The organism is Actinomadura oligospora ATCC 43269, from assembly GCF_000518265.1.
GTDB lineage: Bacteria > Actinomycetota > Actinomycetes > Streptosporangiales > Streptosporangiaceae > Spirillospora > Spirillospora oligospora.
Genome location: NZ_JADG01000013.1, coordinates 353,443 through 366,753 on the forward strand (window position 1 = coordinate 353,443; position 13,311 = coordinate 366,753).

Here is a 13,311-nt window from a genome sequence, read left to right on the forward strand (position 1 = left end):
GATGACCACCCCCCCACCCCCCGCCCCCGCCCCCGCCGTCGGGCCGCCGCGCCGCACCGGACTGAGCCAGCGCACGCAGTACCGGCTGCTCGGCCTCTCGATGATCGTCGTGATCGTCATGCTGGTCGCGCTCACCATCGGCTTCTACGAGAAGGCGTTCACCCCCGTCCTGAAGGTGAAGGTCGAGGGCGCGCGCGCCGGGCTGCAGCTGCTGCCGCACTCGGACGTGAAGGTTCGCGGCCTGATCGTCGGCGAGGTGCGCGGCACCCGCGCCACCGAGAACGGCGCGACCCTCGACCTGGCGCTCGACCCCGACAAGGCCAAGCTCGTCCCGGCCAACGTTCAGGCGCGGCTGCTGCCGAAGACGCTGTTCGGCGAGAAGTACGTCGACCTGGAGATCCCGGCGCAGGCGGGCCCGCTCGGGCTGAAGCACGGCCAGGTCATCCAGCAGGACCGGTCGCAGGCCGCGGTCGAGATCGACCAGGTGCTCGACAAGCTGCTTCCACTGCTCCAGGCCGTCCGTCCGGAGAAGCTGAACACGACGCTGAACGCGCTGGCGACGGCGCTCCAGGGCCGCGGCGACCAGATCGGCCGCGACCTGGAGCAGGCCGACTCGCTGCTGGCGAAGGTGAACCCGCAGCTCGGCACCCTCGTGCACGACCTGAACGCGCTGTCGGCGACGTCGGAGATCTACGCGGACGCCACGCCCGACCTCATGCAGGCGCTGCGCAACATCAACGTCACCAGCAAGACGATCACCGACAAGAAGCGGCAGATCGAGGACCTGATCCCGATGGTCACCGGGTTCGCCCGCGACGGCGACCGGTTCATGCGGGACAACGGCCCGAAGATCATCGGCTTCAACGTGGCGAACCGTCCCGGCCTCGAGCTGCTGTCGTACTACTCGCCGTCGCTGCCGTGCGTGTTCAACACCTTCGAGAAGATCAAGCCCGAGATGGAGCGGGTCGCCGGCGGCAACGGCGGCACGACCTTCAACCTCACGATCGAGATCGTGAAGCCGCGCCCGGCGTACAAGTACCCGCTGGACCTCCCCGAGGCCAAGGACCGGCGCGGCCCCCGCTGCTACAACCTGCCGAACCCGAAGGTCCCGTTCCCGGACTACCTCGCGCGGGACGGCACAGAGGACGACCTGTGGTGGAAGAACCCCGATCCGGCGAACGCCGGCGGGCGCGGCCGGGCCGTGTCGGACGTCTTCGTGGACCCGGGCGCCATGAGTGAGAAGGACAAGATCAAGAGCATCGTCGGCCCGGCCACCCGCACCCCCGCGGACCAGGTCACCGACGCCGTTCAGCTGTGGTGGGGCCCGCTCATGCAGGGATCGGTGGTGAACGTCCGATGAGAGGCAGGACGCTCTCCGCCGGCATCAAGCTGGTGATCTTCGTGGTGCTCACCTCGCTGGCCACCGGCGTGCTGGCGATGACGATCAGCAACCTGCGGTTCGCCGACAAGCGCAGCTACAAGGCGCTGTTCACCGACGTCACCGGCCTGCTCGACAAGGACGACGTCCGGGTCGCGGGCGTCCGGGTCGGCCAGGTCGAGAAGATCAGGCTGACCAGGGCCAACCAGGCCGAGGTCACCTTCTCGGTCGAGAAGGGCGGCGTGTTCGCCGCCGGACTGCCGTCGTCCACGCAGGTCAACGTCCGGTACCGGAACCTCATGGGGCAGCGGTACCTGTCGCTGACCGAGGGGCCGGGCACGGTCGGGCAGACGCTGCGTCCGGGCGGGACGATCCCGGTGGCGCAGACCCACCCGGCCCTCGACCTGACCGTCCTGTTCAACGGGTTCCGGCCGCTGTTCAAGGCGCTGGAGCCGCAGGAGGTCAACAAGCTGTCGTTCGAGATCGTGCAGACCCTCCAGGGTGAGGGCGGCACGGTGAACAGCCTGCTCACCCATGTCGCGTCGCTGACCAACACGATCGCCGACCGGGACCGCGTCATCGGTGACGTGATCACCAACCTGAACGGCGTCCTCGGGACGATCGACGACCGGCACCGGCAGGTGGAGCAGGTCGTCGGCGACCTGCGCTCGCTGGTCAGCGGCCTGTCGAACGACCGGGAGGCGATCTTCCAGTCGGTGGACGCCATCAACGGCCTCACCGGCACCACCGCCGACCTGCTGAAGGACGCGCGGCCGGACCTGAGGAACGACATCGCCGGGCTGCGTCAGCTCGCGTCCACGTTCGACCAGAACCAGGACGCGCTGAACACGCTGTTCCAGCGCAGCCCGCTGCGGCTGCAGCGGCTGGTGAACATCTCGTCCTACGGCTCGTGGTTCAACATGTACATCTGCGGCCTCGACGCGCGGGTGCGGCTGCCGGGCGGTCCGGTCTACCAGACCCCGGCGATCGTGAACGAGAACGCGAGGTGCAAGTAGATGAGGATCCCCTTCCGGGAGCGCAATCCGGTCCCCATCGGGCTCACCGCGTTCGCCGTGATCATCACCGCGCTGGTCGTCGCGATGAACCTGGACAGCATCCCGTTCGTCGTGGGCGGCAAGACCCACACCGCCTCGTTCGCCGAGGCCGCCGGCCTCAAGTCGGGCGAGGAGGTGCGGATCGCGGGCGTCAAGGTCGGCAAGGTCGAGTCGCTGTCGCTGCAGGGCGACCACGTCAAGGTCACCTTCCGGGTGAACGACGGGGTCCGGCTGGGCGACCAGACGCGCGCCGAGATCAAGATCAAGACGCTGCTCGGCTCGCACTTCCTGGCCCTGGACCCGCGCGGGTCGGGCCGGCTCGGGAAGAACATCCCGGTCGAGCGGACGGCGACGCCGTTCGAGGTCGTCCCGGCGATCAGCCAGCTCAGCCAGCAGATCAGCCAGATCGACCACGCGCAGGTCGCCAAGTCGTTCAACGTCCTGGCCGACACGTTCAAGAACTCCGGGCCCGAGGTGCGCGCGTCGCTCCAGGGACTCCAGCGGCTGTCCAAGACCGTCGCCTCGCGCGACGACCAGCTGCACGAGCTGGCGGGCAAGGCCAAGAACGTCTCCCAGATCCTCGCCGACCGCAACCAGGACTTCGCCAAGCTCGTCCAGGACGGCGACAAGGTGCTGGCGGCGGTGCAGGCGCGGCGGGCGGTGATCCACCAGCTGCTGGTGAACACCGTGGCGCTCTCGGAGCAGGTCAACGCCCTGATCCGGGAGAACCGGGCGCAGCTCAGGCCGATGCTGGACAACTTGAGGAACGTCACGGCGCTACTCGTCCGGAACCAGGACAACCTGGACAAGATCATCAAGTTGTTCACCCCGTACGCGCGGCAGTTCACCGACGTCACGGGCACCGGGCGCTGGTTCGACAGCTACATCCAGAACCTGCTCCCGATCCCGGCCTCCATCCAGAACCCACCGTCCGGCACCGGCAACACCGGACGGCAGGGGACCGGACAGCAGGGCAACGGCCAGTCGGGCGGCGGCAAGAACAACCCGCTGCCGTTCCTCCCGTGATCGCGATCAGGCAGGTACACCACCGTGCGTAACTCAGGACTGATCCTCCGCATCGGCGGGGCGGTGCTCGCCCTCGCCGTCGTGGCGGCCGCGGTCGTGCTGCTGCTGCGCGAGCCGAAGCAGAAGCACGTGACGGCGTACTTCACCCGCAGCGTCGGCCTGTACAAGGGCGCGGACGTGCGGATCCTCGGCATCCCGGTCGGCAAGGTGACCAAGGTCCAGCCCGTCGGCCCGGCGGTGAAGGTCGAGATGACCTACGACGCCAAGTACAAGGTGCCGAACGACGCCTTCGCGGTCATCGTCAACCAGACCCTCGTCGCCGACCGGTACGTCCAGCTCACCCCCGTCTACAAGGGCGGCGCCACGCTGCCGGACCGGACGACCCTCACCACCGCCCGCACCCAGGTGCCGGTCGAGGTGGACGAGGTCGGCTCCAGCCTGAGCGACCTCAGCAAGGCGCTCGGGCCGCAGGGGGCGAACAAGGACGGCGCGCTGTCCCGGCTGCTCCAGGTCGGCGCCGACACCCTCCGGGGCACCGGCGACGACGTCAACGCGACCATTCACGACTCGTCCAAGGCGCTGAGCACGCTCAGCCAGGACCGCGAGGACGTGGCCAAGACGATCGCCAACCTCAGGGTGATCACCGACACGCTGCGCCAGAACGACGACCAGGTGCGGTCCCTGACCGGGCACCTGAACTCGGTGTCCGGGCAGCTCGCGGGGGAGAAGGACGAACTCACCGCCGCGCTGCGCACGCTCGGGCCGACGCTGCGGAACGTCCAGCAGTTCCTGAAGGAGAACCGGGACGGGCTGTCGACCAACGTCCGGCAGCTCGCCCAGGTCACCGGCACCCTGGTCAAGGACAAGGACTCCCTGGCCGAGCTGCTGACGACCGCGTCGCTGGCCATCAACAACCTGGCGCGCGCGTACGACCCGATCAGCGGCACCATCCACAACCGGGCCGACCTGCGCCAGTTCCACGACCTGGCCGACTGGGTGTGCTCGCTGGCCTACTCGGTCGGCACGCCGCCCAAGCAGTGCCTGGACTTCGTCCGGCCCTACAACGGCATCGGCAAGGCCCTCACCGGCCTCAGCCTCGACCTGTCCTGGATCACCGCGCTGACCACGCACTACGACCCGGTCCCGATCCCGCCGGACGCCTACGGCCCCGGTGAGGAGCGCCCGGCGACCAAGGGCAGGACGAGCAAGAACGGCAAGACCGCCAAGCCGTCCACGACCAAGCGCGACTTCACCGCCCTGCTGCCGGGAGGTACCCGATGACCCGCCGGTCGTTCCGGTTCCCCCTCGGCCGCGGGACGCTCCGCGCCGCCGGATCGGCGTCCCTCGCCCGGACGCCCGTCCGCGTGGGCGTGGTGGCCCTCGCCGGCGCGACGGCCCTGTCGGGCTGCTCGTTCCGCGGCGTCGACTCGATCCCGCTGCCCGGCGGTCCCGACCTCGGCCCCCACCCGCGGACGATCAAGGCCGAGTTCGGCAACGTGCTCGACCTCGTCCCGCAGTCGGTGGTCAAGGTCAACGACGTGTCGGTCGGCAAGGTCGACGACATCAAGCTCGGCGGCGGGCAGCAGGGCTGGCACGCCGTCGTCACCCTCAAGATCCGCTCGGACGTGAGGCTGCCCGAGAACGCCTACGCCCGGATCGGCCAGACGTCCCTGCTCGGCGAGAAATTCGTCGAGCTGGACCCGCCGCCGGTCGGCGAGCCGGCCCGCGGGCAGCTGAGCGCGGGCGCGGTGATCCCGCTGTCGCGCACCACCCGGTCCACCGAGATCGAGGAGGTCCTGTCGGCCATGTCGCTGCTGCTCAACGGCGGCGGACTGGAGCAGGTCACCACGATCACCCGGGAGCTGAACGCCGCGATGAGCGGCCGCGAGGCCACCATCCGGTCGGTGCTGGGACGGATCGACACCTTCGTCGGGACCCTCGACCGGAACCGTTCGGCGATCACCAAGGCCCTGGACTCGCTCGACCGGCTGACCACCAAGCTGGCCGCCGAGCGCAAGACGATCAGGACCACGATCGACACCACCGGCCCGGCGATCACCGTCCTGAAGGACAACCGGGCCGACCTCACCGAGATGCTGGTCGCGCTGGACAAGCTCAGCCGGACGACCACCAGCGTGGTGAACCGGTCGCGGGACGACCTGCTCGCCAACCTGAAGACGCTCGACCCGCTGCTGCGCAATCTCAACAAGGCGGGAAGCAACCTGCCGCGCAACCTGGAGATGCTGCTGAGCTACCCGTTCCCGCCGACGTTCGGCAACGTCATCCGGGGCGACTACGGCAACATCCGCCTGACGCTCGACCTGGACTTCCAGTCCATCGCCCACAACCTGCTGGGCGGCACCGACCTGGAGGGCCTGGCGGGCGGCCAGCAGATGCGGTCGATGCTGAAGGTCCCGAACGTGACGCTGCCGCGGACGCCGCTCGGCATCCTGCCGCAGCTGCCGTCCACCGGCGGCCTGCCCGGCCTCGGCGGGCAGACGGGCCAGAACGGCGGGAACCCCGGCAGGACCGGCCAGAACGGTGGCAAGACCGGGCAGACCGGAAAGCCGAAGCCCAAGGCGCTCCAGGGACCGAGCGACCTGCACACGCTGATGACCGGGGGGCTGTCGTGATCCTCAAACGCGGCGTCAAGATCCAGCTCATCGCCTTCGCCCTGATCACGGTCATCGGCATCACGATCGTGTCGGTGAACTACATCGGGATCGGGAAGAAGGCGCTCGGCCGCCAGTATTTCGCCTACGTCGACCTGAGCGACTCCGGCGGCGTGTTCACCAACGCCGAGGTCACCTACCGAGGCGTCCCGGTCGGACGCGTCGGGCCGATCCAGCTCACCCAGGACGGCATCAAGGTCAAGCTGCTGCTCGACAAGGGCCACCGGATCCCGCGCGAGGGCACGTCCGCCGTCGTCGCGAACCGGTCGGCCGTCGGCGAGCAGTACATCGACCTGGAGCCGAGCCGCGAGGGCGGCCCCTACCTCGACCAGGGCAGCCCGTACACGATCCCGCGCCAGCTGACCAAGCTGCCGGTGTCGACCGAGGAGCTGCTCCGCAACGTCGACCAGCTCGTCGGCTCGGTCGACCCGAAGAACCTCGGCACGATCGTGGACGAACTGGACAAGGCGTTCTCCGGGACCTCCACCGACCTCCAGAAGATCCTCGACGACACCGACCGGATCCTGAAGACGGCGAACAAGGCCTACCCGGACACCAAGGCCCTGCTCGACAACAGCCGGGTCGTCCTCGACACGCAGGCCGCCGAGGGCGCCAACATCCGCGGCTTCGCCCGGAACCTCAACAGCCTGAGCGCCGCGCTCCGGGACAACGACGGCGCGATCCGGGACGACATCGCCGCCGCCCCCGGCGCGATCACCCAGGCGGACGGCACCATCAAGGACCTGGCCCCCACCCTGCCGGTGGTGCTGGCCAACCTGACCACCACCGGGCAGATCATCGCCTCCCGGAAGGCCGGGCTGCGGTCCCTGATGATCCTCTACCCGGTCACGCTGGCGGGCGTGTTCACCGTCATGCCGGGCGACGGCACCCAGCACCTCGGCCTCGCCCTCAACATCGACTCGCCGCCGCCCTGCACCACGGGCTACGAGAAGACCCCGCACCGCTGGCCCCAGGACACCCGGGACCGCATGCCCGACCTGAACACCGGGTGCAAGGCGGCGCACAACGCCCCCACCGACGTGCGCGGCGCGCGGAACTTCCCGAAGGACGCCCTCGAGCCGACGCCGAAGGTCCCGCCGGGCGCGACGTCCGGCGCGGGCTTCCCGGCGGGCGACGCGTCCGGGAAGAAGGGCAAGGACGGGAAGTCCACCGCGGCGGGCTCCGACGCGGCGCCGGGCCCGATGGGGCAGCTGACCGGCATCAACGTCCCGGTCGCCAACGGCACCGTGGAACTGGCCGGGTACGATCCTTCGACCGGTGTGGTCTACGGACCGGACGGCCGCCGCTACGGCCTCGGGAACACCGGAGGACAGCAGCGCCTCCTCGGGGACGCCTCCTGGAAGATGCTCCTGCTCGGCCCCCTCATGGGCGGGAAGTGACCGTCACGGCCCGGGCCCCGGAGCGAACCCCTCACAACGCGATGAAGGAGACGACGCGATGAAGTACGGCGCGACCGACGCGGTCGACGCCGCGGCGTCGAGGGGCGGTGGCGGCGTTCCGATCGCCGCGATCGTCCTGGGTGTGCTCGCCGCCGCCCTCGCTGTGGCGACGGCGTTCGCGGGCGTCCGGTACTGGTCGGCGGACGGCGACTCGGGCGACCGCAAGGACGTCCTGCAGTCGGCGCGGCAGACGGGGGTGAACCTCGCGAGCATCGACTACCGGACCGTCCAGCAGGGCGTCCAGCGGGTCACCAGCGGGATGACCGGCGACATCAAGGCCCAGTGGGCCACGCAGGCCAAGCAGATCGCCGACATCGCGACCAAGTCCCAGTCCACCTCGTCGGTCCAGCAGGTCCGCGCGGGCGTCGTGTCCCTGGACGGGGACTCGGCCGAGGTGCTGGTCTCGATCTCCGCGACGACGACCAGCCCGAAGGTGCCGAACGGCCAGCCGCGGTACTACCGGTTCGCGATGGACATGACCAAGGTCAAGGGCAAGTGGCTCGTGTCGAAGATGGGGATGGTCCCGTGACGACCGACATCAACGCCGAGGAGAGGGCCCGCCGGGCGCAGGAGGCCAAGCTCAAGGCCGAGATCGCCCGCCGGATGGCCGAGGAGGCCGCCCGAGAGGCCGAGGAGGCCGAACGGGAGGCGGAGCAGGCCGCAAATGCCGGGGACGCCCCGGAAACGCCGGAGAAGCCCGCTGAGGCCCGCACGGACACCAAGCCGGCCAAGGACGCCGACGGTGCGGATGAGGACGCGGAAACCGTCGCGGAAACCGCCCTGGAGACCGGCGAAGCCGACGACACGGAGATCGACGACACTCCGGACGAGGACGGCGAGACGTCCGACGCGTCCAAGACGATCGCCGACACGCCCTCACCCGCCAAGGGCGAGCCCGCCGAGAACGCGGACGCCGAGAAGGCCGAAGCGCCCAAGGACGAGAACGAGGACGCCCCGGCGTCGGACGAGGAGTCCGGCACCGACAACGCGGACGCCGAGAAGGCGGACGGTGAGATGCCGGACGGCAAGAGGAAGCGGAAGCGCGCCTCCCGAGCCGAGATCATCGCCGTGGACGACGAGACCGACGACGTCCCCCAGGCCGAGCCCAAGAAGGCGAAGGTCGAGAGGACGAAGGCCGAGAAGTCCCGCCGGACGGGGGGCTTCCTCGCCTCGGTCAGCGGGACGGTCTGGGCCCTGATCGCGGTGAACATCGCACTCGTGGCCGCCCTCTGCGGCTTCCTGTACGGGGCGTCCAAGGTCCCCGGCGGCGGCGACAAGCAGACCAAGCAGGTCCAGTTCGCCGCGACCCAGGCGGCCGAGGACATCTCGTCCTACGACTACCGGACGATCGACTCGGACCTGAAGCGCGCCGCGGGCCACACCACCGGCAACTTCAAGACCCAGTTCGACCAGCAGATCGCGCAGGTCAAGAGCAGCGCCCAGCAGCAGCAGGCGGTGGTCCAGGGGCAGGCAGTGAAGACCGCCGTGGAGAGCGTGGACGGCGACAGGGCGATCGCCCTGGTCTACCTGGACCAGACGACCGCCAAGCAGGCCACCGCGTCCCGCACCCCGAACCAGTACACGCTGCGCATGGTCATGAAGAGGACCAAGGGCCAGTGGCTGGTCTCGGACCTCCAGATGCTCTGAGCCGCCCGCCCCGGCACCCCGTCCCAGGGACCGACGCCCGGATCGACAGCCGGACCCGGCGCCAGCCGACCTCCGGACCGGCCTCGGCCGCCCCCCGGGTTGGCCTCCCAAGGGGCCCGGGGCGCCGGAGCTCGGGGTCGGGGGCGGGCCTGCGAGCAGTCCCGAAATTGCTCCGCGACCCGCCCGGAACCTGGCCCCGCGACCGCCCGTCATGTCGAGCGACCTCCCCTCCCGGGACGGTCGCTCGACGCGTTTCGGCACGCCGTCGCGCCGCGCCTGCCGGGAGGCCGCCGGGAGGGCTCTAAACTATGGCCTTCCTCACTGCAGGTCAGAGCCCGAAAAGTCCAAGTGCGCTCTTGACTAGTCGGGCGGGAAGAGCGATGCTCGCAGGCGACTGTGATGCATACTGCGGCGCTGGAGTTGCGAGCGGTGTGGTTGTCGACTACACTGCCCCTTTGCGCTGCCCTCTGACTTTTCCAGTGCGAGAGCACTCCTGCCACGGTCCGTTTTGGACCTCATCGTGCCGGTCTCGCATCTGGATCGTCTGGCGTGCGTGTCGTCAGTTACGCCGCGAGCCCTCGGAAGGACCACCTCTTGGCAGCCTCGCGCAACGCCTCGAATACCGCAACCGGTCCGAACCGCGTCTCCTTCGCGCGCATCAAGGAGCCGCTCGAAGTCCCGGACCTCCTTGCCCTTCAGACCAACTCCTTTGACTGGCTGCTGGGTAATGAGAGGTGGAAGGCCCGGGTCGAGGCGGCCCAGAAGGCCGGTAGTAAGAGCGTCCCGACGCAGTCGGGCCTCGAAGAGATCTTTGAAGAGATCAGTCCCATCGAGGACTTCTCCGGGACCATGTCACTCTCGTTCCGCGACCACCGGTTCGAGCCGCCCAAGTACTCCGCCGAGGAGTGCAAGGACAAGGACATGACCTACTCCGCCCCCATGTTCGTCACGGCGGAGTTCATCAACAACACCACCGGTGAGATCAAGAGCCAGACGGTGTTCATGGGCGACTTCCCGCTCATGACCTCCAAGGGCACCTTCATCATCAACGGCACCGAGCGGGTCGTCGTGTCCCAGCTCGTCCGCTCGCCCGGCGTCTACTTCGACCGCGCGCTCGACAAGGCCAGCGACAAGGACATCTACGGCTGCCGGGTCATCCCCAGCCGCGGCGCCTGGCTCGAGTTCGAGATCGACAAGCGCGACAACGTCGGCGTGCGCATCGACCGCAAGCGCAAGCAGCCCGTCACGGTGCTGCTGAAGGCGCTCGGCTGGGACGAGGCCCGCATCCGCGAGCGCTTCGGCTCCTACGAGTCGATCAACATCACCCTGGAGAAGGACCACACCTCCGGCCAGGACGACGCGCTGCTGGACATCTACCGCAAGCTGCGTCCGGGCGAGCCGCCGACGAAGGAGTCGGCGCAGACCCTGCTGGAGAACCTGTACTTCAACCCGAAGCGCTACGACCTGGCCAAGGTGGGCCGCTACAAGGTCAACAAGAAGCTCGGGCTGGAGCTGGAGACCAACCAGGGCACGCTGACCGAGGACGACATCGTCGGGACGATCGAGTACCTCGTCCGCCTGCACGCGGGTGAGGAGGAGGCGTCGCTCGGCGGCGCGTCCGTGCCGATCGAGGTCGACGACATCGACCACTTCGGCAACCGTCGCCTGCGCACCGTCGGCGAGCTGATCCAGAACCAGGTCCGCCTGGGCCTGGCGCGCATGGAGCGGGTCGTCCGCGAGCGGATGACCACCCAGGACGTCGAGGCGATCACGCCGCAGACCCTGATCAACATCCGGCCGGTCGTCGCCTCCATCAAGGAGTTCTTCGGCACCAGCCAGCTCTCGCAGTTCATGGACCAGACCAACCCGCTCGCGGGCCTGACCCACAAGCGCCGCCTGAACGCGCTGGGTCCGGGCGGTCTGTCCCGTGAGCGCGCGGGCATGGAGGTCCGCGACGTCCACCCGTCGCACTACGGCCGCGCCTGCCCGATCGAGACGCCGGAAGGCCCGAACATCGGCCTGATCGGCTCGCTCGCCGCCTACGGCCGGGTGAACCCGTTCGGGTTCGTCGAGACGCCGTACCGCAAGGTCGTCGACGGCCAGGTCACCGAGCAGATCGACTACCTCACCGCCGACGAGGAGGACCGCTTCGTCGTCGCCCAGGCGAACTCGCTGCTGGACGATGACGGCCGGTTCACCGAGAACCAGGTCCTGATTCGCAAGAAGGGCGGCGAGATCGAGCTGATCCCGCCGCAGGACGTCCAGTACATGGACGTCTCGGCGCGCCAGATGACCTCGGTCGCGACCGCGATGATCCCGTTCCTGGAGCACGACGACGCCAACCGCGCGCTCATGGGCTCCAACATGCAGCGCCAGTCGGTGCCGCTGCTCCGCAGCGAGGCCCCGCTGGTCGGCACGGGCATGGAGTACCGCGCGGCCGTGGACGCCGGCGACGTCATCGTCGCCGACAAGGCCGGCGTGGTCGAGGAGGTCTCCGCCGACTACGTGACCGTCATGAACGACGACGGCACCCGCAACACCTACCGGGTGTCCAAGTTCAAGCGGTCCAACCAGGGCACCTGCTTCAACCAGAAGCCGATCGTGCTCGAGGGCCAGCGCGTCGAGGTCGGTCAGGTCGTCGCCGACGGCCCCTGCACCGACACCGGTGAGATGGCGCTCGGCAAGAACCTCCTCGTGGCGTACATGCCGTGGGAGGGCCACAACTACGAGGACGCGATCATCCTGTCGCAGCGCCTCGTGCAGGACGACGTCCTGTCCTCGATCCACATCGAGGAGCACGAGGTCGACGCCCGGGACACCAAGCTCGGCCCCGAGGAGATCACCCGGGACATCCCGAACGTCTCCGAGGAGGTCCTGGCGGACCTGGACGAGCGCGGGATCATCCGCATCGGCGCGGACGTCGTCCCCGGCGACATCCTGGTCGGCAAGGTCACGCCGAAGGGCGAGACCGAGCTGACCCCGGAGGAGCGGCTGCTGCGCGCGATCTTCGGTGAGAAGGCGCGCGAGGTCCGCGACACCTCGCTGAAGGTGCCGCACGGCGAGCAGGGCAAGGTCATCGGCGTCCGGGTGTTCTCCCGCGACGAGGGCGACGAGCTCCCGCCGGGCGTGAACGAGCTGGTCCGCGTCTACGTGGCCCAGAAGCGCAAGATCACCGACGGCGACAAGCTGGCCGGCCGGCACGGGAACAAGGGCGTCATCTCCAAGGTGCTGCCCGTCGAGGACATGCCGTTCCTGGAGGACGGCACGCCCGTCGACATCGTGCTGAACCCGCTGGGCGTCCCCGGCCGTATGAACGTCGGCCAGGTCCTCGAGTCCCACCTCGGCTGGGTCGCCAGCCAGGGCTGGAAGGTCGAGGGCGACGACGCCGAGTGGAAGCGCGAGCTCAGGGAGATCGGCGCGGACGAGGCCGAGCCCTGGACCCGCGCGGCCACCCCGGTGTTCGACGGCGCCCGCGAGGACGACGTCACCGGCCTGATCTCCTCGACCCTGCCCAACCGGGACGGCAACCGCATGGTCGGCCCGGGCGGCAAGGCGAAGCTCTTCGACGGCCGCACCGGCGAGCCGTACCGCGACCCGATCGCGGTCGGCTACACCTACATCCTGAAGCTGCTGCACCTGGTGGACGACAAGATCCACGCGCGTTCCACCGGCCCGTACTCGATGATCACCCAGCAGCCGCTGGGTGGTAAGGCGCAGTTCGGTGGCCAGCGCTTCGGTGAGATGGAGGTGTGGGCCCTGGAGGCGTACGGCGCCGCCTACGCCCTGCAGGAGCTGCTCACCATCAAGTCCGACGACGTCCTCGGCCGCGTGAAGGTGTACGAGGCCATCGTCAAGGGCGAGAACATCCCCGAGCCCGGCATCCCCGAGTCCTTCAAGGTCCTCATCAAGGAGATGCAGTCGCTCTGCCTCAACGTCGAGGTGCTTTCGAGCGACGGCATGTCCATCGAGATGCGGGACACGGACGAGGACGTCTTCCGCGCCGCGGAAGAGCTCGGCATCGACCTCTCCCGTCGCCCCAATGAGGGCGCGATGAGCGTCGACGAGGTCTGATC

The 13,311-nt window shown here is 69.2% G+C and carries 9 protein-coding genes; all 9 read left to right on the forward strand.

Annotated elements, in window-relative coordinates:
- Position 1 precedes the first annotated feature (1 nt).
- Entirely contained in the window at positions 2–1,360 is a 1,359-nt protein-coding gene (locus tag P696_RS0123695) for an MCE family protein (protein WP_051468049.1), read from the forward strand.
- Positions 1,357–2,394 (forward strand): MCE family protein, encoded by a 1,038-nt coding sequence (locus P696_RS47595; RefSeq protein ID WP_034486354.1) that lies wholly within the window; start codon positions 1,357–1,359, stop codon positions 2,392–2,394. The genes P696_RS0123695 and P696_RS47595 overlap by 4 nt, the downstream gene beginning before the upstream one ends.
- A complete protein-coding gene (locus tag P696_RS0123705) occupies positions 2,395–3,459 on the forward strand; it encodes an MCE family protein (protein WP_026414289.1) in 1,065 nt (354 codons plus the stop codon).
- A 24-nt stretch (positions 3,460–3,483) separates the two neighbouring features.
- Positions 3,484–4,740: an MCE family protein gene (locus tag P696_RS0123710; protein ID WP_026414290.1), complete on the forward strand. Its 1,257-nt coding sequence runs from the start codon at positions 3,484–3,486 to the stop codon at positions 4,738–4,740.
- Positions 4,737–6,092: an MCE family protein gene (locus P696_RS0123715; protein WP_026414291.1), complete on the forward strand. Its 1,356-nt coding sequence runs from the start codon at positions 4,737–4,739 to the stop codon at positions 6,090–6,092. Before P696_RS0123710 ends, P696_RS0123715 begins: the two co-directional genes overlap by 4 nt.
- Positions 6,089–7,531 (forward strand): MCE family protein, encoded by a 1,443-nt coding sequence (locus P696_RS0123720; protein WP_051468051.1) that lies wholly within the window; start codon positions 6,089–6,091, stop codon positions 7,529–7,531. The genes P696_RS0123715 and P696_RS0123720 overlap by 4 nt, the downstream gene beginning before the upstream one ends.
- A gap of 58 nt (positions 7,532–7,589) precedes the next feature.
- A complete protein-coding gene (locus P696_RS0123725) occupies positions 7,590–8,120 on the forward strand; it encodes a hypothetical protein (protein ID WP_051468052.1) in 531 nt (176 codons plus the stop codon).
- The gene (locus P696_RS0123730) at positions 8,117–9,238 is read left to right on the forward strand and encodes a hypothetical protein (protein WP_026414294.1); all 1,122 of its coding nucleotides are present in this window, start codon (positions 8,117–8,119) and stop codon (positions 9,236–9,238) included. The genes P696_RS0123725 and P696_RS0123730 overlap by 4 nt, the downstream gene beginning before the upstream one ends.
- A gap of 594 nt (positions 9,239–9,832) precedes the next feature.
- The gene (gene rpoB, locus P696_RS0123735; RefSeq protein WP_026414295.1) at positions 9,833–13,309 is read left to right on the forward strand and encodes a DNA-directed RNA polymerase subunit beta; all 3,477 of its coding nucleotides are present in this window, start codon (positions 9,833–9,835) and stop codon (positions 13,307–13,309) included.
- Positions 13,310–13,311: the final 2 nt, after the last annotated feature.

Bases quoted from the DNA above. Each gene is read 5' to 3' on its own strand.
- P696_RS0123725 (WP_051468052.1), top strand. From the start codon at position 7,590: ATGAAGTACGGCGCGACCGACGCGGTCGACGCCGCGGCGTCGAGGGGC.
- P696_RS0123705 (WP_026414289.1), top strand. From the start codon at position 2,395: ATGAGGATCCCCTTCCGGGAGCGCAATCCGGTCCCCATCGGGCTCACC.
- P696_RS0123715 (WP_026414291.1), top strand. From the start codon at position 4,737: ATGACCCGCCGGTCGTTCCGGTTCCCCCTCGGCCGCGGGACGCTCCGC.
- P696_RS47595 (WP_034486354.1), top strand. From the start codon at position 1,357: ATGAGAGGCAGGACGCTCTCCGCCGGCATCAAGCTGGTGATCTTCGTG.
- P696_RS0123695 (WP_051468049.1), top strand. From the start codon at position 2: ATGACCACCCCCCCACCCCCCGCCCCCGCCCCCGCCGTCGGGCCGCCG.